Below are 19,261 nucleotides of genomic sequence, written 5' to 3' on the forward strand. Positions count from 1 at the left end.
TCTCCAGAGATCGGCCGGTCGAGGTGGAACGTTCAACCATCCTACCCGGCCGACCTTGGGAGAACCCTGAGTCAGCCGATCTTCATCACCTTGATGCGCGCGGATTCGCCCTCACCGACGGTCGCCTCGGCGACGTCGTCACGCGCCGGCAGCGCATCGAGTTGCGGCGCCGAGGAGAACTGCGTGGCCAGGGTTTCCTCGACGATCAGATCGCGGTGGGTCACGGTCGCCTCGAACACGGTCGCCGATCCGGTGATCGTCAAGGAGATGCGATCGGAGACGTCCAGGCCGGCGTCACGTCGGGCCTGCTGCACCGCCCGGACGAGGTCGCGCGCCAACCCCTCCTGCTCGAGCTCCGGAGTCACCGTCGTGTCGAGCACGATGAACCCGCCGCCGGGCAGCATGGCCGTCGCCCGCGAGCCGTCGCCGTCCTGGGCGACCACGGTCTCCAGGGTGTACTCGCCCTCGACGAGCGCGATGCCACCACTGGTGACGTCGCCGTCCGGGGTCACCGACCAGTCCCCCGACTTCGAGCCCCTGATCGCGACCTGGACCTCCTTGCCCAGACGAGGCCCGGCAGCCCGGGCGTTGACGACCAACTGCTGGGAGATGCCGTAGTCGGCCGCCTGCGCGGTCGAGGCATCCTGCAGCGAGACCTGCCGCACGTTGACCTCGTCGGCGACGATCGGCGCGAACTCCTGCAACGCCGCGGCGTCGTCGGTGACCACGGTGAGGTCGGACAGCGGCAGCCGCACGCGCAACTTGTTCGCCTTGCGCAGCGACGACGCGGCCGAGCACACCGCCCGGGCCGTGTCCATCTGCACGACGAGGGCGTGGTCCTGCGGCAGGTCGCTCGGGTCCGGCGCGTCCGTGAGGTGCACCGAGCGCCCGCCGGTCAGGCCCCGCCAGATCTCCTCGGTGGTCAGCGGCAGCAGCGGCGCGATGGCCCGGGTGAGCACCTCGAGGCAGGTGTACAGCGTGTCGAACGCCTGACGCGCCACGGCACCGTCCTGGGCGGAGGTGTCCCAGAACCGGTCGCGGCTGCGACGCACGTACCAGTTCGTCAGCACGTCGAGGAAGGTGCGCGTGCTCTCGCAGGCGTCGGCGATGTCGAACCGGTCCATCTGGCCCTGCAGTTCGGTGACGAACTCGCGCAGCTTGGCCAGCAGGTACCGGTCGAGCGGATCGGTGCTCGCCGTGCTCCACTTCGCCTCGTACCCCGCGCCGCCGTCGAAGGCGTTGGCGTAGAGCGAGAAGAAGTACCACGTGCTCCACAACGGCAACATGACCTGCCGCACCCCGTCGCGAATGCCCGGCTCGGTGACGATGAGGTTGCCGCCGCGCAGGATCGGGCTGGCCATGAGGAACCAGCGCATCGCGTCGGCCCCGTCGCGGTCGAAGACCTCATTGACGTCGGGATAGTTGCGCAGCGACTTCGACATCTTCTGGCCGTCGGAGCCGAGCACGATGCCATGGCTGATGCACGACTTGAACGCGGGCCGGTCGAACAACGCGGTCGCCAGCACGTGCAGGGTGTAGAACCACCCGCGGGTCTGGCCGATGTACTCGACGATGAAGTCACCCGGGTAGTGGTTCTCGAACCAGTCGCGGTTCTCGAACGGGTAGTGCACCTGCGCATACGGCATCGAGCCGGAGTCGAACCACACGTCGAGCACATCGGTGACGCGGCGCATCATCGACTGCCCCTCCTCGGGGGTGCGCGGGTCGTCCGGGTTCGGGCGCACGAGGTCGTCGACGTACGGGCGGTGCAGGTCACGCTCGCCGTCGGCGTTGACCGGCAGGCGACCGAAGTCCCGCTCGAGCTCCTCGAACGAGCCATACACGTCGATCCGCGGGTACGCCTCGTCGTCGGACTTCCACACCGGCACCGGGCTGCCCCAGAACCGGTTGCGCGTGATCGACCAGTCGCGCGCGTTCTCCAGCCACTTGCCGAACTGGCCGTGCTTGATGTGCTCCGGGGTCCACGTGATCTGCTCGTTGAGCTCGACCATGCGGTCCTTGAACTGCGTCACCGCGACGAACCAGGACGAGACACCCTTGTAGATCAACGGCTGACGGCAACGCCAACAGTGCGGGTAGGAGTGGTCGTACGTCTCGCGCCGCAGGAGCACGGTGCCCTCGGTGACCGACCCGGTCTCACCCTCACCACGGGTCGCGGCCTTGAGGTGCTCCATGATCGGGGCGTTGGCATCGAACACGAGCTGACCGAGGTAGTCATTGACCGGCGCGGTGAACTTGCCGTCCTTGCCCACCGGCATGACCGCCTCGATGTTCTCGCGGTCGGTGACGACCTTGTCGTCCTCACCGAAGGCCCCGGCAGTGTGCACCAGGCCCGTACCGTCGGTCGTCGTGACGAACTCGGCCGTGACGACGCGGAACGCGTTCTCGTGCCCGAGGTAGTACGAGAACGGAGGCGTGTACGTGCGGCCCGCGAGCTGCGCTCCGGTCAATCGTTCGACGACGACCGGCTCGTCGCCGAGCTCGCGCGCATACGCGCCCAAACGGGCCTCCGCCAGGATGAAACGCTCGATGCGCTCGGGGTTGCCGGGCACCGGAGCCTCGATGACGACGTAATCGATGTCCTCACCGACCATGATCGCCAGGTTCGACGGCAGGGTCCACGGCGTCGTCGTCCACACCAGGGCCAGTTCGCCGGTGTTCAGGCGCAGACCGACGGTGACGGCCGGGTCCTGACGCGACTGGTAGACGTCGTCGTCCATGCGCAGTTCATGGTTCGAGAGCGGAGTCTCGTCGTTCCAGCAGTAGGGCAGCACGCGGAAGCCCTCGTACACCAGGCCCTTGTCGTGGAGGGTCTTGAACGCCCAGATGACCGACTCCATGTAGTCGGGGTTGAGCGTCTTGTAGTCGTTCTCGAAGTCGACCCACCGCGCCTGGCGGGTGACGTACTCCTGCCATTCCTTCGTGTACTTCAGCACCGAGGAGCGGCAGGCCTCGTTGAACTCCGCGATGCCCATCTCGACGATCTCGTCGGTGGTCTTGATGCCGTTGAGGCGCATGGCCTCGAGTTCGGCGGGCAGACCGTGGGTGTCCCAGCCGAAGCGTCGCTCGACCCGCTTGCCGCGCATGGTCTCGTAGCGGGGAACGATGTCCTTGACGTAGCCGGTCAGGAGGTGGCCGTAGTGCGGCAGGCCGTTGGCGAAGGGCGGGCCGTCGTAGAAGACGAACTCGTTGGAGCCGTGATCACCGGCGGGACGATTGTCGATCGAGGCCTGGAAGGTGCCGTCCTGCTGCCAGTACGCGAGCACCCCCTCCTCGAGCTTCGGGAAGTGCGGGCTGGCGGGGACGCCGAAGGCCGCGCCCGGAGCGTCGTTCGCCGGGGTGGCAGGGTCGCCCGAGGTCGCTTCGGGCTGAGCGGGGAACATGGAGACCTTGGGGTAGGTCATGGCGTGCGGCTCCTGGCGGTCGTCACTCGGCTCGGTCCACGAGGACGACGCCCGCGCCCGAATCGGACGGAGCACCGCGGTACCACCTCGCTTGCCGCGACCCCGGAGCACGGGAGCACGACCGCTCTGCACTGGCTGTGACGGGCCACCCGTCCGGGTCTAGTGAGGCCCTGGTCGCTGGCCCGTTCTTCCGGAGGCTCGCCGCTGATGACGGCTCGAACGCCTATGCGCCCAAGGATAACCTCGGAACATGGCCGAGAGCACCTCGATCCACCCTGACACCCCCGAGACGCCGATGGCGACGCTGCGCGCAGCGCTGAGTGAGGGTGAGATCAGCGGCCCGGCCGAGCCCTTCGACTTCGACGCCTTCATCGCGTCGAAGAGGTCGTCGGGCAAGCCATGACCATGGCCCCTGAGTTGCCGACCGCGGCGATCGTCACCGACCCCGACATCAAGGCCGGGTACGCCGTCGACTCGTCGCTGGGGGCGCACTGCGACGGGGACTTCACCCTCGTGCGGGCGCGCGATCTCGATGACGTCGTCACCGTGCTCCGCCACGCGCAGGCGACCCGCACCCCGGTCGTGCCGCAAGGGGCACGGACCGGTCTGGCCGGCGGGTCGGTGGCCATTCCCGGCGGGATCGTGCTCAACCTCGAGGGTCTCGACACCGTGACCGAGATCGACCCGATCGAGGGGATCGCCGTGTGCGGCCCGGGCACGATCAACGCCGACCTCAAGGCCGCCGCCGCGCAGCAGGGGCTGTGGTACGCGCCCGATCCGGCCTCCTCGGGGTCGTGCACGATCGGCGGCAACGTCGCCACCAACGCCGGTGGACTGTGCTGCGTCAAGTACGGCGTGACCGCCGACCACATCCGGGGCCTTCAGGTCGTGCTCGCCTCGGGCGAGGTCATCACGACCGGGCGCCGCACGAGCAAGGGTGTGGCCGGGCTGGACCTGACCGGGTTGTTCGTCGGCTCGGAGGGCACGCTCGGGGTCGTGACCGAGGTCGTCGCGCGCCTCATTCCACGCCCGGAGCCGCCGCTGACCGCGCTGGCGATCTTCGATTCGATGGCGGCGCTGACCCGGGCCATCGTCGCGCTGCGCCTCGAACCGCATCGTCCGAGCCTGATCGAGGTGCTCGACTCCCCCACGATGGCGGCCATCCAGGCCCTGGGTGACTACGGCTACCCGGCCGAGGCGACGGCCGTGCTGCTCGTGCAGTCCGACCGCGCCGGGCACGCCACCGAGGACATCGCCCGCTACGCGCAGGTGCTGGAGGCGGCCGGTGCCAGTGACCTCGCCACGGCCGATGACCCCCAGGAGGCGGAGTTGCTCATGGGCGGCCGGCGCATGCTCAACCCCGGCCTCGAAGCGAAGGGGCCGCGGTTCCTGGAGGACATCTGCGTGCCGATCGTCCGACTCGGCGATCTCATCGAGGCCGCGCATCGCGTCGGGGCGGCGCACGGCATCGAGGTGACGACCAGCGGCCACGGCGGTGACGGCAACCTGCACCCCTCGTTCTTCTTCGACCCGGAGGTGCCCGGCGGCCCGGGCAGCCGGGCCGCCGCAGAAGCCGCGTTCGGCGAACTCGTCACCATCGCCCTGGCGATGGGCGGCACGATCAGTGGGGAGCACGGTATCGGCACCCTCAAGGCCCGCTGGCTGGAGCAGGAAGTGGGTGCGGCCTCGCTGCAGCGCCAACGCGACCTCAAGCACCTGTTCGACCCGACGGAGATCCTCAACCCCGGCCGCGTGTACTGGTCCTGACCGTCGTTCTGTCAGAATCACGATCATGCCCACCGAAGTCGAACGCCAGTGGCTGAGCGAGGAGCACCTCCAGGACGTGCGCGGTCGCGTGCCGATCCTCTACGTCCAGGCCATCCCGGTGCGGGTCGACGAGAACGGAGATGTCGCCTCCGTCGGGCTGCTCTTGCGTGCCAACGACGACGGCCGGCTGACCCGCGAACTCATCGCCGGTCGCGTCCTGTATCACGAGCGGGTGCGCGACGCCCTGATGCGCCACCTCGAGAAGGATCTCGGTCCGGTCGCCCTGCCGCGGGTACCGGCCAGTCCCCAGCCGTTCACCGTCGCGGAGTACTTCCCCACCCCGGGCGTGACGCCCTTCCACGACCCGCGCCAGCACGCGGTCGCGCTGTGCTACATCGTGCCGGTCGCCGGTGACTGCGCCCCGCAACAGGACGCCCTCGATCTGGCGTGGCTGACCCCGCAGGAGGCGTTGGCTCCCGAGGTCATCAGCCAGATGGCCAACGGCCACGGTGTGCTGCTGCGCCAAGCGCTCGCGCACCTGGGTCACAGCGTCTGAGGGTCAACGTGTGACGCGTCAGCCCAGGTCGGCGCCCCGCGTCAGGTCGTGCGCTTCGGACAGCCCCACGTAGGTTGGGGCATTTGCGGCGACCAACGCCACCTCGGCCTCGGTCAGTGGGCGCACCGCCTTGGCCGGTGACCCCATGATCATCCAGCCTGTTTCCGCCTTCAGACCCGGCAGCACGAGCGACCCGGCGGCGACCATGCAGCCCTCGGGCACGACGGCTCCGTTGATGACGGTCGCGCGCATCCCGATCAGGCTCCCCGCACCGATCCGGCAGCCGTGGAGCACCGCCCCGTGACCGACACCGACGTCGTCACCGACCTCCAGCGGAATGCCCGGGTCGGCGTGCCCGATGACTCCGTCCTGCAGGTTGGTGCGGGCGCCAATGGTGATCGACGCGCTCTCGGCGCGCAGCACGACGTTGTACCAGAGGTTCGCCTGCGCACCGATGGTCACCGCTCCGGCGACGACGGCCGAGGCGGCCAAGCGGGCGGCGGGGTCGATGGTCGGGTCGACGCCGTTGACGCCGTAGATCAGGGGTGACATGGGGTACCTCGAAGCTGGTGGTGATCGGGCCGGGTGACGGAGCGTCGTTCAGCCGGTGAACTCGTCGCGCGTGCGCTGCATGTCCGACAGGTCCTGGTGATAGGCGTCGTCATAGGTCGGGGCCGTACCGCCCAGCCGGGCCGGCAGATACCGCAGGTCCTCGCCGGTCAGGGGCGGGTACGCGGCGATGACCTCATCGAGCATGCGCTGCATCGTCTCCCGGAGGTGCTGCGTGACCGCGGTGACGTCGTCGTCGGGGCCGACCTCGATCGGCGCTCCGATCGCGACGTGGATGGGGATGTGGCTGCGGGAGAAGTTCTTCGGGATGTCCTTGGTCCAGATGCGGTGGGCGCCCCAGACGATCGTCGGGAGGATCGGGACTCCGGCCTCTTGTGCCATGCGTACCGCACCGGGCTTGAGTTCCTTGATCTCGAACGACCGTGACATCGTCGCCTCGGGGTAGACCCCGACGATCTCCCCGTCCTTGAGCGCGGCGACGGCCAGGCGGTAGGCCTCCCCGCCGGAGCGGCGGTCCACCGGGATGTGCTTCAGGGCGCGCATCACCGGACCGGCGTACTTGTGCGACCAGATGGACTTCTTGGCCATGAAGCGCACCCAGCGGTGCTGCTTGCGCGCGCCGAGCCCCGCCATGAGGAAATCGGGGTAGGCCGTGTGGTTGATCGCCATGACTGCGCCGCCCGTGCGCGGCACGTTCTCCCGCCCGGTGAAGGTGAAGCGATATCCGGCCAGGGCAAAGGCCCCGCGGGCCGCCAGCTCGACGCCGCGGTAGGGCAGTTCAAGGCTCATGCGGCGATGTTAAGGGCCCAACCCGGGTCAAACCACCCTTGTCGACAACCGATTCGCGGGGCCGCGGGCGCAGGTGGGAAGATTGCGCGCATGACCGAAGCGAGTGCCATCCGGACCACACCGATCCCCGACAAGCCCACCATCGACGGGCTCGAAGAGGTATGGGGACCGGTATGGGAGGAGCAGGGCACCTACCGCTTCGACCGCGAGGCCGCCCTGGCCGCGCCGCGCGAGCAGATCTACGCGATCGACACTCCCCCGCCCACCGCATCGGGCTCGCTGCACGTCGGGCATGTGTTCTCGTACACCCACACCGACTGCCTTGCGCGCTACAAGCGCATGCAGGGTCACCACGTCTTCTACCCGATGGGCTGGGACGACAACGGCCTGCCGACGGAGCGTCGTGTGCAGAACTACTACGGCGTGCGCGGCGACGCGACCCTGCCGTACGAGCCCGGTTTCACCCCGCCTCAGGAGGGCGGTGACGGCAAGTCGACCAAGGCCGCGGACCAGAAGCCGATCAGCCGGCAGAACTTCATCGAGCTGTGCGACATCCTCACCGTCAAGGACGAGGAGACCTTCGAACACCTCTGGCGTCGCCTCGGACTGTCGGTGGACTGGCAGGTCAACTACCGCACCATCGACGACAACTCCCGCGCGACGGCACAGCAGGCGTTCCTGCGCAACCTGGCCCGTGGCGAGGCCTACACCGCCGAGGCTCCGGGTCTGTGGGATGTGACGTTCCAGACCGCGGTGGCCCAGGCCGAGCTCGAGGCCCGCGACTACCCCGGTGCCTTCCACCGCCTCGGGTTCCACACGTCCGACGGCAGCGGGCCGGTGTACATCGAGACCACGCGCCCCGAACTGCTGCCGGCGTGTGTGGCGCTGATCGCCCACCCCGACGACGAGCGCTACCAGCCGCTGTTCGGCACCACCGTGCGCACGCCGCTGTTCAACGTCGAGGTGCCCGTGGTGGCCCACCCCGCTGCCGAGATGGACAAGGGCGCCGGCATCGCGATGTGCTGCACCTTCGGTGACCTCACCGACGTGCAGTGGTGGCGCGAGCTGCAGCTGCCGACCCGTTCCATCATCACGCGCAACGGAAGGATCCAGGCCGAGACGCCGGAGTGGATCACCGACCAGGCCGGCCGTGAGCTGTTCGCCCAGGCGGCGACCAAGACGGTGCACTCGGCTCGAGAGGTCATCGTCGACGCGCTGCGTTCCTCCGGCGACATGGAGGGCGAGCCCCAGAAGACCCAGCGCAAGGCCAACTTCTTCGAGAAGGGCGACAAGCCGCTCGAGATCGTCACCTCGCGGCAGTGGTACATCCGCAACGGCGGTCGCGACGCCGACCTCAACGCCGCGCTGCTGGCCCGCGGTGACGAGCTCGAGTTCCACCCGGGCTTCATGCGGACCCGCTACGAGAACTGGGTCAGCGGCCTCAACGGCGACTGGCTCATCTCACGGCAACGGTTCTTCGGCGTGCCGATCCCGGTGTGGTACCGCCTCGACGAGGCCGGTGAGCCCGACTACGACACCCCGATCGTGCCCGACGAGGCGGCCCTGCCCGTTGATCCCGTGGTGCAGGCTCCGCCCGGTTTCACCGAGGAGCAGCGTGGGGTCGCCGGCGGTTTCATCGGCGACACCGACATCATGGACACGTGGGCGACGTCGTCGCTGACCCCGCAGATCGCCGCCGGGTGGCGCGACGACCCGGAGTTGTTCGACACGATCTTCCCGATGGACCTGCGCCCGCAGGGTCAGGACATCATCCGCACATGGCTGTTCTCCACGGTCGTGCGCTCCCACCTCGAACACGACTCATTGCCCTGGCGGCACGCGGCGATCTCGGGCTGGATCCTCGACCCGGACCGCAAGAAGATGTCCAAGTCCAAGGGCAACGCCCAGACCCCCGAGGACGTCGTGCGCGAACACGGGGCCGACGCGGTGCGCTACTGGGCAGCCTCGGCCAAGCTCGGCACCGACGCGGCCTACGACACCGGCCAGATGAAGGTCGGCCGCCGTCTGGCCATCAAGGTGCTCAACGCGAGCAAGTTCGCCCTGTCGTTCGGCGAGGTCGACGGAGCGTTGCTCGCGGCCATCACCCAGCCCCTCGACACCGCGATGCTCGCCTCCCTGGCCGACGTCATCACCCGAGCCACGGACGCGTTCGAGAAGTACGACCACGCCCGGGCCCTCGAACTGACCGAGTCGTTCTTCTGGACCTTCTGCGACGACTACCTGGAACTCGTCAAGGACCGCGCCTACGGCGGTCAGGGCGAGGAGGCCGCTGCCTCGGCGCGCGCCGCCCTGCGCGTGGCGCTCGACGCCGTGCTGCGGCTGCTGGCTCCGTTCCTGCCCTACGCGACCGAGGAGGTCTGGTCGTGGTTCCAGACCGGGTCGGTGCACCGTGCTCCGTGGCCCACCGTCGCCGAGGTGACCCCGGAGACGGTCGGCGACCCGGCGGTGCTCACCGCGGTCAGCGAGGCCCTCTCACAGGTGCGCAAGGCCAAGTCCGACGCCAAGGTCGGGATGAAGTCCGAGATCACCTCGACGACGTTGGTCGGCCCGCCCGCTCAGGTGGCGTTGGTCAAGCTGGGCGAGGGCGACCTGCGCGCCGCCGGCCGCCTGACCGGCACGATCGAGTTCGCCGACGGTGACTCGATGGCGCTGCGCGACACCGAACTCGTGCCGTTCGTCAAGCCGCCGAAGGCCTGACGACTCTCCGACACACCGACAGGGTCCTGCGAAGCGCGCGCTATACCGCGCGTTTCGCAGGACCCTGCGTTGCGTCAGCGCGGGGTCACCTCGTGGCGAGCGACTGCTCAGCGGATCCTGACGTCGGCATAGGCCACGGCATATTCAGAACTCGAGCAGCGCGAGGGGAGTTCACCATACGTGGCCTCCAGTCGAGTGCGGACGTCCGCGGGGACCTCCCCAACGAAGCCGATCCACCCCGTCGGGCCGTCGATGTCGTAGCCGGCGAAGGTGCTCTCGTGCTTCTGTGCGACCTCCGCAACCTTCATGATCCGCTCGTGCTGCCGCTGGCGCTCAAGAATCGTTCGCCCGCTGATCCCGTCCTGCTTCGCCAACAAAGCAGCGTCCTGCACGTCAGCGATGGAGACGCCATCAATGTCCCCCTCCGGAACGCCGTCCGGGGAAATCGTCAGGCGGACCGCCACGTCAGGAAGCTTCTCGGGACCCACCCCCGCCGCCACGGCCCGGTCGATCACCTCGGCGACGGTGGTCTCGTCCTGATCTCCCCCCCTGTCAGCAAGTGCCTGGCTCGACAGTGCAAGCACCCCCGTCACTGTCGAAAGCAGCGCGATACCCATCACCGATGAATGCCGAAACCTCACGTCGCCCCCCGTGCCCCGTGTGAACCATGCATTGCCATCGTAGGCCCTCGCGCCAAGCGAGTCCCACGGAATCGCGCATCTGCCGAGCCTGCCGTTCCTGCGGAGCACCGGTTGCTCCCCGACACACCGACAGGGTCCCGTGCGTCACCGCTCCGCTGTGTCCGCCTTCTCCGCCTTGCGACGGCGCCACTTGCGATCGAGGGTCCACCAGACGAGGAACCCGATGATGACCAATGCGAGGACCAGGCCGACCGTGACACCGGTCTGGTAACCGCGTCCATCGGTGAGCATCTGGTACTCCAGTGACCCCTTGTTGTCGTTGATCTCGTTCAGCCGCACACGCAGCGAGAAGGCCAGCGGCAGCAGGGGCAGCGCGGCGAACACCCCGAGGGTGACGCGCAGCCACATCCACATCTTCCGCCGGAACAGCAGCCACAGGAAGATCGCCGACGCCAGGGTGCAGCCGAAGCCGATGACGAAACCGAAGGTCCACCCGCGGAAGACGCTGCCGGCCACCTGATTGCGGACGATGCTGATCCACCACTCGCCGAAGAGGAACCAGCCGAACATCAGCGCCAGGACCGCACCGACGGCGAACGCGCCGAAGATCAGGGCTCGGCGGCCGCCTTCGACGGCTTGGCCGGCCAGTCGTTGACCGGTCTCTTTGCTGTGGTCGAGGAAGGAGGGTCGTTCGGGTGTCGTCGGTGCGGGTTGAGCGGGTGTGGGGTCCGTGGGCTGGGAGGGCGTCGAACCGGTCTGGTCAGGCATGCCGCCATTCTCACCCACGCGCGCCCCGAGTGGGAGACACCTCGCTGGTCGTGACGTGACCGCCGTGCGGCATGGGCCGCGGCAGGGCGTCGCGCACCAGGTCGCCGACCGTGTCCAGGATCGGCTTGCGCTCGCTCGGCTGGACCAGCACCCACGGCAGATCCCAGCCCGCCAACCCGAGACGCCCCGAGGCGAACCGCCGGTCATCGAGCAACGTGACCTGCCCGGTGTACGGGTCGTAGACATCGAGATAGGAGTCCCCATCCCCCGGCAGCACGAGCGTCACGTGTCGCGGCAACGTGCGACTGCCGACGTACAGCAGGGCCGGGACCCCGACCTCGACGAGCTCAACGAGACGAGCGTGGCGGCGACGGAGCGCCGTGGCCGAGTCCGCGCGGATCGGCACGATGTCGTAATCCAGACCCCGCCGCGCGGCGCCCGCCTCCAGTTCACGCCGAGCCCCCCACGGAGGGGTGCCCAGCGACCGCGGCCAGGGCATGCTCAGTCGCCCGTCGGGGGCCCGGAAGGCATTGGTGCGCCGATGCACGACCGCCTCATAGGCGGAGAATCGTTCGGCCTCGGTGGCCCCGTCGGGCGCCCCCACGGGTCGGCCTTCCCCGGCGATGATCCACCGCGCGAACGGCGGGTCGACGAGCATCCGCGCCACGGTCAGGCAGGCAGCCCCGCAGGTGGTCGGCGTCGTCTGTCGGGGCGCCTGGTCGCCCGAGTGCAACCGGAACGAGGTGTTCACCCCCTCATCCTGCCCCGTACGCGAACTCAGGCGGAACGCTTGCGCTTCTTGTCGGCGCCGCCGTGATGGAGCACCGTCGCGCCCACGTCGGTGGTGACGGTCTCCTTGGTCACGACGACCTTGGCGATCTGGTCGTCACTGGGCACGTCGAACATGACCGGAAGGAGGACCTCTTCGAGGATCGCGCGCAGGCCGCGCGCCCCGGTGCCGCGGGCCATGGCCTTGTCGGCGATGGCCTCGATGGCCTCGTCGGTGAACTCCAACTCGACGCCGTCGAGGTCGAACATCTTCGTGTACTGCTTGATCAGGGCGTTGCGGGGCTCGGTGAGGATCCGGACGAGGGCCTGCTGGTCAAGCTGGTTGACCGTGGTGATGATCGGCAGACGGCCGATGAACTCGGGGATCAGCCCGAACTTCATCAGATCTTCCGGCATGACATCGGCGATCGACTCCGAGAGGTCCTTGGGCGTGTGGAGCTCGGAACCGAACCCCAGACCCTTCTTGCCCGACCGGGACTCGATGATCTTCTCCAGCCCGGCGAACGCTCCTCCGACGATGAAGAGCACGTTCGTCGTGTCGATCTGGATGAACTCCTGATGCGGGTGCTTGCGCCCGCCCTGGGGTGGCACCGACGCGGTGGTGCCCTCGAGGATCTTGAGCAGGGCCTGCTGAACACCCTCACCGGAGACATCCCGGGTGATCGACGGGTTCTCGCTCTTGCGGGCGATCTTGTCGACCTCGTCGATGTAGATGATGCCGGTCTCGGCCTTCTTGGTGTCGTAGTCGGCCGCCTGGATGAGCTTGAGCAGGATGTTCTCAACATCCTCACCGACGTAACCGGCCTCGGTCAGGGCGGTGGCGTCGGCGATGGCGAACGGCACGTTGAGCATGCGGGCCAGCGTCTGGGCGAGGTAGGTCTTGCCCGATCCGGTCGGGCCCACCAGGAGGATGTTCGACTTGGCGATCTCGACGTGCTCGCCGTCGCGCTTGGAGCCGGCGTCCTGGGACTGGATGCGCTTGTAGTGGTTGTACACCGCGACGGACAGGGCCTTCTTGGCGTCGTCCTGGCCGATGATGTACGTCTCGAGGAAGTCGAAGATCTCGCGTGGCTTCGGCAGCTCGTCGAACGAGAGGTCGCTGTGCTCGGAGAGCTCCTCCTCGATGATCTCGTTGCACAGTTCGATGCACTCGTCGCAGATGTACACCGCGGGCCCGGCGATGAGTTTCTTGACCTGCTTCTGCGACTTGCCGCAGAAGGAGCACTTGAGCAGGTCGCTGCTCTCACTCATGCGTGCCACGCGGGATTCTCCTTCGTCCGTCCGATGTCATCCGACGCTACCCGCGTCGGGCCGGTTGTGCTCGGTCATTCGCTGTCAGCGGACACCCGTGTCGGTCGTGTCCGCTGACAGCGAAATCCCATCAGGCTGGTCAGGCCTGTACGGAGGCCTTGCGCGAGGCGAGCACCTCGTCGATGAGGCCGTACTCCTTGGCCTCGGCCGCGCTGAGGATCTTGTCGCGCTCGATGTCGTCGCGCACCTGCTCCACGGTCTTGCCCGAGTGCAGCGCCCAGGTCTCCTCGAGCCAGCTGCGCATGCGGAGCACCTCGTTGGCCTGGATCTCGATGTCGGAGGCCTGGCCGTAGTCACCACCGGCCAGCGCGGGCTGGTGGATGAGGATGCGGCTGTTCGGCAGGGCGAACCGCTTGCCCTTGGCACCGGCGGCCAGCAGCACGGCTCCGGCGGAGGCGGCCTGACCGATGACGAACGTCTGCACATCGGGGCGGATGTACTGCATCGTGTCGTAGATCGCCGTCATGGCGGTGAACGAGCCACCGGGGCTGTTGATGTACATGAGGATGTCGCGGTCGGGGTCCTGGGACTCAAGCACGATGAGCTGGGCGATGACGTCATCGGCCGAGGCGTCGTCGATCTGGGTGCCCAGGAAGATGATGCGGTCCTCGAAGAGCTTGGCGTAGGGGTCGAGTCGCTTCATGCCATACGAGGTGCGCTCCTCGAACTGCGGCAGGATGTAGCGGCTCGCGGGAGCGCCGTGCGCGGCCAGGCGGCCGATGGGGTTGATCTGCGTCATGGTGATGGCTCCTTGGGCGCTCAGTTGTCGGAGACCGGGTTGTCGTCGTTGCCGGTCTGGCTGGAGCGCTCGAAGACGTGGTCGACGAAGCCGTACTCCAGCGCATCCTGGGCGCTGAACCAGCGGTCACGGTCGGAGTCGGCCGAGATCTGCTCGACGCTCTGGCCGGTGTGCTGGGCGATGAGCTCGGCCATCTGGTTCTTGATGTAGAGCATCTGCTCGGCCTGGATCTTGATGTCCGAGGCGGTACCGCCGATGCCGCCCGACGGCTGGTGCATCATGACGCGGGCGTGCGGGGTCGCGTAGCGCTTGCCCTTGGTGCCGGCCGAAAGCAGGAACTGCCCCATGGAGGCGGCCATGCCCATCGCGACGGTGGCCACGTCGTTCGGGATCCACTTCATGGTGTCGTAGATCGCCATGCCGGCCGAGATCGACCCACCGGGGCTGTTGATGTACAGCCAGATGTCCTTCTCCGGGTCCTCCGCGGCCAGGAGCAGCATCTGGGCGCAGATCGCGTTGGCGTTGTCATCGCGCACGTCGGAGCCCAGGAAGATGATCCGTTCCTTGAGCAGGCGCTGGTAGATGTGGTCGTCCATGCCGTTGCCGCCCTGCGGTCCGGCTGCGACGACGTCGTTGCTGTGGCTCACGCTCACTGCCTCTCGTCGGTTCTGCGAGTTCTGTCGCTGACACTAACGCCCAACCGGCCCGGCTCAATCCCGCCACGGCTCGTGTTCGCCGTCAGCGCAAGGTCAGACGCCCTCGGGCTCCACCTCGGCGCGGCGGGCCGGCTCGCGGGTGGCCGGCACAAGCGCCAGCGCCACCAGCGCCAAGCCACCGACGAGCAGCAGGGAGTTCAGCACGCCGACGTGGTCGCCGAGGAAACCGAGCACGGTCGGACCGGTCAGGAAGGCGGTGTAGCCGATGGTCGAGACCACCGACATGCGGGCCGCCGCCCGAGCGGGCTCGTCGGCGGCCGCGGACATGCCGACCGGGAAGCCGAGGCTGGCGCCCATGCCCCAGAGCACCGCTCCGGCAAAGGCCACACCCGGCGAGCCGAACACGACGAGCAGCGAACCGATCCCGGCGAGGACGAAGAGGACCCGCAGCGTCGCCACGCGCCCGTGCCGCTCGAGGATGGCCGGGCCGACCAGGCGCCCGATCGTCATGGCGGTCAGGAACGTCGCGAAGGCGAGGACTCCGGCGTAGGCGGGCAGGTGGTGCCCCTCGACGAACGCCACGGAGACCCAGTCGTTCGCGGTGCCCTCGGTGAGCGCGGCGACGAGCACGACGACGCCGATGAGCAACGTGCGCGGCTCAAGCCAGGCGCTACCGGAGCGAGCGGTCGATGCCTCGTCGGTGTCCTCCACCGCTGCGTCCTCGACGCCCTCCTCGGCCGTGCGCGGCAGGAAGCCCCGCAGCGCGAACACCATGAGAATCGGGATGACGACCGCGGCCACGAGGGTCTGTGGCACGATGCCGACGTCCAGGCGCAAGAGCAACGCCGTGGTCAGGGCGCTGAGCACCGTGCCACCGCTGAAGGCGGCGTGGAAGCGCGGCATGATCACGCGGCCGGAGGAGTGCTCGACGGCCGCACCCTCGAGGTTCATCGCGACGTCCCACAGCCCGTTGCCGAAGCCGAGGGCGAACAGCGCGAAGGCCACGAGCACCGGCGAGTGCCACACGGCCACGGCCAGTCCGAGCAGAACGAGCCCGGAGATCGCCCCGGTGACTCCCGCCCAGACGGTGCGCGCCGCTCCGATGCGCATGACGACCCGCCCGGCGGTGGGCAGGCTGATCAGCGAGCCGATGGAGCCGATGAAGAGGACCAGGCCGAGCTCCCCGGCGGTCAGGCCCAGGGTCTGCTTGATCGTCGGGATGCGTGAGGACCAGACGGCGAACGTCAATCCATTGAGCAGGAAGACAGCGGCCACGGACCACGCGGCACGCAGATCCCGAGGGTCGGCGAACGTGCCCGCTCGGGCCTTGTCGGTGGTCACGGTCACTGCTTCTCCTCGGGCATCGAAACGTTTCGCTCAATCGATTCGATATTGTGCTCCCATGTCGGAGCATCGTCAAACGGGCCAGCGCCCCACGTTGCGTGATGTGGCGCAACAGGCCGGAGTCTCGATCTCGACCGCCTCGCACGTCTACAGCGGCAAGCGCGCGGTCGCCCCGGAGACGGCGCAGCGGGTCCGCGCCGCGGCCGACGACCTCGGGTACCTCGGACCCGACCCGCTGGCCTCCTCACTGCGCCAGGGTCGCGCCGGGGTGGTCGCCGCCCACTTCGACGACGCCCTGCGCTACGCCTTCGCCGATCCGTTCGCGGTGTCGGTGCTCGACGGGCTGAGCCAGGTTCTGGACGACCTGGGGGTGGGGCTCCTGCTCGCGTCCGGGCACGGCGATGCCGACCGGTCATCGATCCTGGATCGGCAGGCCCTCGACGCCGTCGTCTTCCCCCTGTGCGGCTCCGCCCAGGAGCCACTCATCGCCCGCCTGGTCGCCCGCGGCATCCCCGTGATCGGCACCGGGATGCCCACGACCGACGGCACGTCGCGCCTGACCGTGGACGAGGCGGGTTCGCTGGCCCTGATCACCGAGCACGTCATGTCCCTCGGCCACATGCGCATCGGCCACATCGCCATGCCCCTGAACCAGCCCGGGGTGCTACGACCCATCGCACCCGACCTGCTCGCGACCGCGGCCTACCTCGACAGCCGGGAACGGGTGGTCGGCTTCCGCTCCGTGGCCGGCGCCGACGCGCCCATCGTCGAGGCCGCGGCCCTGACCATCGACGCCGGTGCGGCCGCGGCGGCGCTCCTGCTCGACGGCGCTCCGGATCTCACCGCGATCGTGGCCCAATCGGACCTGCTGGCCGCGGGCGTGCTGCGTGAGGCCGCCGAACGCGGGCTGCGGGTGCCGCACGACCTGAGCGTGACCGGCTTCGACGGGATCGACCTGCCGTGGGTCGACGGCTCCCTGACGACCATCGTCCAGGACGGCGCCGCCAAGGGCCGCCGGCTCGGTGAGATGGTCGTGGCCCGCCTCGCCGGCGACGCAGGGACGGTCGTCCACGAGGAGTTCCCGACGCATCTGCGCATCGGAACGACGACCGCCGCTCCCCCTGGGGCCCGCTGACGCGGAGGGGGAACGGCGGTCGGTGAGCTCGGTGTGAGCGATCAGGCCTTGTCGGCCACGGCCTCGTCGGTGGCGTCGGCGTCGTCGCTCGCGTCGGCCTCGGTGACCTCGATGGTCTCCTCGACGACGACGGCCTCCTCGACGATCTCGACGTCGCCCTCGACCTCGGCGTCCTCGCCCTCGTTCGGGACGAGGTCGTCGATGTCGATCTCGTTGCCGTCGGTGTCGACGATCTTGGCCTTGTCGAGCACGGCCGCCAGGGCCTTGCGGCGCGCGACCTCGGACATGATCGACGGGACCTGACCCTGCTGGTCGAGCAGCTGGGCAAACTGGTTCGGGTCCATGTTGTACTGCTGGGCCTGCATGATCAGGTACTCGATGAGCTCGTTCTGGCCCACCTCGACCTCTTCGACCTCGGCCAGCTTGTCGAGGATGAACTGGGTGCGCAGTGCCTTGCGGGTGCTCTCGTCGACCTCGGCGCGGTGCTCGTCGTCCTCGAGACGACCCTCGCCCTCGAGGTGGGAGTGGATCTCGGCCTCGACGATGCTCTCCGGCACCGGAACCTCGGTCTTCTCCAGGAGCAGCTCAAGGACCTTGTCACGAGCCTGGATGCCCTGCTCGAACTTCTTGTTCTGCTCGACACCGGAGCGCAGATCGGCTGTGAGCTCCTCGACGGTGTCGAACTCGGAGGCGAGCTGGGCGAAGTCGTCGTCCACCTCCGGCAGCTCGCGGACCTTGACCGCACCGACGGTGACGGTGCAGTCGGCGTCCTTGCCCTCGTGCTCGCCACCGGCCAGCGGCGCGACGAAGTCCTTGCTCTCGCCGACGCTCATGCCCAGCAGGGCCTCGTCCATGCCGGGGAGCATGTTGCCCTCGCCGACCTCGTAGCTGACACCGGTGACGGAGTCGATCTCCTCGCCGTCGATCTCGGCGCGCAGGTCGATGGTCACGAGGTCACCGTTCTCGACGGGGCGCTCGACCGGGGTCTGCGTGGCGAAGCGGGCGCGGAGCAGTTCGAGGCGCTCGTCGACGTCGGCGTCCTCGACCGTGATCGGGTCGACGGTGACCTCGAGGCCGTCGTAGTCCGGCAGCGTGATCTCGGGACGCACGTCGACCTCGACGGTGAAGACGAGCTGCTGCCCGGCCTCCAGCGGCACCTCGGTGACCTCGACGTTCGGCTCACCGATCGGGCTGAGGTCGTGCTCCTCGACGGCGTCGGAGAAGTACTGCGGCAGCGCCTCGTTGACGGCTTCCTGCACCACCGCACCGCGACCGACGCGCTGCTCGATGATGCGGGCCGGCACCTTGCCACGCCGGAAGCCGGGAACCTGGATCTGATCACCGATCTGCTTGAGCGCGGTGTCGACGTAGGGCTGGAGCTCCTCCGCCGGGACCTCGATGGTCAGCTTGACCCGGGTGGGGTTGAGGTTCTCGACAGCACTCTTCACTTGCGGCACTCCATGGTGTGTTCGGTCCGGATGTTCGGTGGGCCCGGCACCGGGCACACGACGATGGACCACTCTAACGGTCGGGGTAGCCGGATTCGAACCGGCGGCCTTCCGCTCCCAAAGCGGACGCGCTACCAAGCTGCGCCATACCCCGTCGCGGCGAGCCGGATTGGTCCAGCGCGCAGCAGGGCATTAGGCTAGCCCATGCTCCGCGCACGACCCGTCACCGGTTCGCGCCGCACGCGGGCGTAGCTCAATGGTAGAGCCCTAGTCTTCCAAACTAGCTACGCGGGTTCGATTCCCGTCGCCCGCTCGAAGGACAAACCTGCAGGTCAGGTGTGGTTTGGCAGCCACCCTGATGGGTCTTGATGCGACACGTTGGACCGGCACTCGTGCCCCAACGTGCCCAACCCGACCCCAAGGGACGCACCGTGAGCACCGCCAGCACCCCCCGCAGGACCGCCCGCCAGACACCCCGCACGACCCCGAGCACCACCAAGAGGACGACCCCGCGCCCCGGCACCGGCGCGGGCCGCACCGCCGCCGGAACGGCACCCGGCACGACACCGCGCACGACCCCGAGCACCACCAAGAGGACGACCCCG

At 68.6% G+C, this 19,261-nt stretch carries 16 protein-coding genes and 2 tRNA genes; 6 read left to right on the top strand and 12 right to left on the bottom strand.

Features of this window, described 5'->3' with window-relative positions:
* Positions 1-71 precede the first annotated feature (71 nt).
* Positions 72-3,425, bottom strand: coding sequence for an isoleucine--tRNA ligase (gene ileS / locus KD1_RS04065; RefSeq protein WP_068397962.1), 3,354 nt, complete (start codon positions 3,423-3,425; stop codon positions 72-74).
* Positions 3,426-3,675: 250 nt separating this feature from the next.
* Here ileS and KD1_RS16145 point away from each other — a divergent pair, with 250 nt between their 5' ends.
* From KD1_RS16145 to KD1_RS04075, 3 genes are read left to right on the top strand one after another with little or no spacing between them, the layout of a single operon-like run.
* The gene (locus tag KD1_RS16145) at positions 3,676-3,828 is read left to right on the top strand and encodes a type II toxin-antitoxin system ParD family antitoxin (protein WP_083542045.1); all 153 of its coding nucleotides are present in this window, start codon (positions 3,676-3,678) and stop codon (positions 3,826-3,828) included.
* The gene (locus tag KD1_RS04070; protein WP_068397910.1) at positions 3,825-5,192 is read left to right on the top strand and encodes an FAD-binding oxidoreductase; all 1,368 of its coding nucleotides are present in this window, start codon (positions 3,825-3,827) and stop codon (positions 5,190-5,192) included. Before KD1_RS16145 ends, KD1_RS04070 begins: the two co-directional genes overlap by 4 nt.
* A 25-nt stretch (positions 5,193-5,217) precedes the next feature.
* A complete protein-coding gene (locus KD1_RS04075; RefSeq protein ID WP_068397913.1) occupies positions 5,218-5,748 on the top strand; it encodes an NUDIX hydrolase family protein in 531 nt (176 codons plus the stop codon).
* Positions 5,749-5,766: 18 nt separating this feature from the next.
* Here KD1_RS04075 and KD1_RS04080 read toward each other — a convergent pair whose 3' ends face one another.
* Positions 5,767-6,300: a gamma carbonic anhydrase family protein gene (locus KD1_RS04080; RefSeq protein ID WP_068397916.1), complete on the bottom strand. Its 534-nt coding sequence runs from the start codon at positions 6,298-6,300 to the stop codon at positions 5,767-5,769.
* A gap of 48 nt (positions 6,301-6,348) precedes the next feature.
* Positions 6,349-7,107: a lysophospholipid acyltransferase family protein gene (locus KD1_RS04085; RefSeq protein WP_068397919.1), complete on the bottom strand. Its 759-nt coding sequence runs from the start codon at positions 7,105-7,107 to the stop codon at positions 6,349-6,351.
* A 90-nt stretch (positions 7,108-7,197) separates the two neighbouring features.
* On the opposite strand from KD1_RS04085, the gene valS reads away from it, so the two are divergent.
* Complete coding sequence (valS, locus tag KD1_RS04090; protein WP_068397922.1) at positions 7,198-9,825, top strand: valine--tRNA ligase; 2,628 nt, start codon at positions 7,198-7,200, stop codon at positions 9,823-9,825.
* Between the two features lie 107 nt (positions 9,826-9,932).
* Here the strand turns inward: valS and KD1_RS04095 are convergent, their stop codons facing one another.
* From KD1_RS04095 to KD1_RS04125, 7 genes are all read right to left on the bottom strand, one after another.
* Positions 9,933-10,442, bottom strand: coding sequence for a hypothetical protein (locus KD1_RS04095; RefSeq protein ID WP_068397926.1), 510 nt, complete (start codon positions 10,440-10,442; stop codon positions 9,933-9,935).
* Positions 10,443-10,610: 168 nt separating this feature from the next.
* The gene (locus tag KD1_RS04100; protein ID WP_157073158.1) at positions 10,611-11,234 is read right to left on the bottom strand and encodes a hypothetical protein; all 624 of its coding nucleotides are present in this window, start codon (positions 11,232-11,234) and stop codon (positions 10,611-10,613) included.
* 10 nt (positions 11,235-11,244) lie between these two features.
* Positions 11,245-11,985, bottom strand: a complete 741-nt coding sequence (locus KD1_RS04105) for a hypothetical protein (protein WP_174521092.1) — start codon at positions 11,983-11,985, stop codon at positions 11,245-11,247.
* Between the two features lie 26 nt (positions 11,986-12,011).
* Positions 12,012-13,283: an ATP-dependent Clp protease ATP-binding subunit ClpX gene (clpX, locus tag KD1_RS04110; protein ID WP_068397934.1), complete on the bottom strand. Its 1,272-nt coding sequence runs from the start codon at positions 13,281-13,283 to the stop codon at positions 12,012-12,014.
* A gap of 130 nt (positions 13,284-13,413) precedes the next feature.
* A complete protein-coding gene (locus KD1_RS04115) occupies positions 13,414-14,073 on the bottom strand; it encodes an ATP-dependent Clp protease proteolytic subunit (protein ID WP_068397937.1) in 660 nt (219 codons plus the stop codon).
* Between the two features lie 20 nt (positions 14,074-14,093).
* Complete coding sequence (locus KD1_RS04120) at positions 14,094-14,720, bottom strand: ATP-dependent Clp protease proteolytic subunit (protein WP_083542052.1); 627 nt, start codon at positions 14,718-14,720, stop codon at positions 14,094-14,096.
* Positions 14,721-14,822: 102 nt separating this feature from the next.
* Positions 14,823-16,076, bottom strand: a complete 1,254-nt coding sequence (locus KD1_RS04125) for an MFS transporter (RefSeq protein ID WP_245627268.1) — start codon at positions 16,074-16,076, stop codon at positions 14,823-14,825.
* A 55-nt stretch (positions 16,077-16,131) separates the two neighbouring features.
* Between KD1_RS04125 and KD1_RS04130 the strand changes: the two genes are divergently transcribed.
* A complete protein-coding gene (locus tag KD1_RS04130; protein WP_068397940.1) occupies positions 16,132-17,208 on the top strand; it encodes a LacI family DNA-binding transcriptional regulator in 1,077 nt (358 codons plus the stop codon).
* Positions 17,209-17,249: 41 nt separating this feature from the next.
* On the opposite strand, the gene tig is transcribed toward KD1_RS04130, so the two are convergent.
* Entirely contained in the window at positions 17,250-18,656 is a 1,407-nt protein-coding gene (gene tig, locus KD1_RS04135) for a trigger factor (RefSeq protein ID WP_068397944.1), read from the bottom strand.
* An 80-nt stretch (positions 18,657-18,736) separates the two neighbouring features.
* Positions 18,737-18,810: transfer RNA gene (locus KD1_RS04140), tRNA-Pro, on the bottom strand.
* Between the two features lie 88 nt (positions 18,811-18,898).
* On the opposite strand from KD1_RS04140, the gene KD1_RS04145 reads away from it, so the two are divergent.
* Positions 18,899-18,969 (top strand) — tRNA-Gly (locus KD1_RS04145).
* Positions 18,970-19,261: the final 292 nt, after the last annotated feature.

It is taken from the genome of Kribbia dieselivorans NBRC 106261, from assembly GCF_001552435.1.
Taxonomy (GTDB): Bacteria; Actinomycetota; Actinomycetes; order Actinomycetales; family Dermatophilaceae; genus Kribbia; species Kribbia dieselivorans.

Excerpts from the sequence above, each read along its gene's own strand:
- ileS (WP_068397962.1), bottom strand. The coding sequence starts at position 3,425 with ATGACCTACCCCAAGGTCTCCATGTTCCCCGCTCAGCCCGAAGCGACC.
- KD1_RS16145 (WP_083542045.1), top strand. The coding sequence starts at position 3,676 with ATGGCCGAGAGCACCTCGATCCACCCTGACACCCCCGAGACGCCGATG.
- KD1_RS04070 (WP_068397910.1), top strand. The coding sequence starts at position 3,825 with ATGACCATGGCCCCTGAGTTGCCGACCGCGGCGATCGTCACCGACCCC.
- KD1_RS04075 (WP_068397913.1), top strand. The coding sequence starts at position 5,218 with ATGCCCACCGAAGTCGAACGCCAGTGGCTGAGCGAGGAGCACCTCCAG.
- KD1_RS04080 (WP_068397916.1), bottom strand. The coding sequence starts at position 6,300 with ATGTCACCCCTGATCTACGGCGTCAACGGCGTCGACCCGACCATCGAC.
- KD1_RS04085 (WP_068397919.1), bottom strand. The coding sequence starts at position 7,107 with ATGAGCCTTGAACTGCCCTACCGCGGCGTCGAGCTGGCGGCCCGCGGG.
- valS (WP_068397922.1), top strand. The coding sequence starts at position 7,198 with ATGACCGAAGCGAGTGCCATCCGGACCACACCGATCCCCGACAAGCCC.
- KD1_RS04095 (WP_068397926.1), bottom strand. The coding sequence starts at position 10,442 with ATGGGTATCGCGCTGCTTTCGACAGTGACGGGGGTGCTTGCACTGTCG.
- KD1_RS04100 (WP_157073158.1), bottom strand. The coding sequence starts at position 11,234 with ATGCCTGACCAGACCGGTTCGACGCCCTCCCAGCCCACGGACCCCACA.
- KD1_RS04115 (WP_068397937.1), bottom strand. The coding sequence starts at position 14,073 with ATGACGCAGATCAACCCCATCGGCCGCCTGGCCGCGCACGGCGCTCCC.
- KD1_RS04130 (WP_068397940.1), top strand. The coding sequence starts at position 16,132 with ATGTCGGAGCATCGTCAAACGGGCCAGCGCCCCACGTTGCGTGATGTG.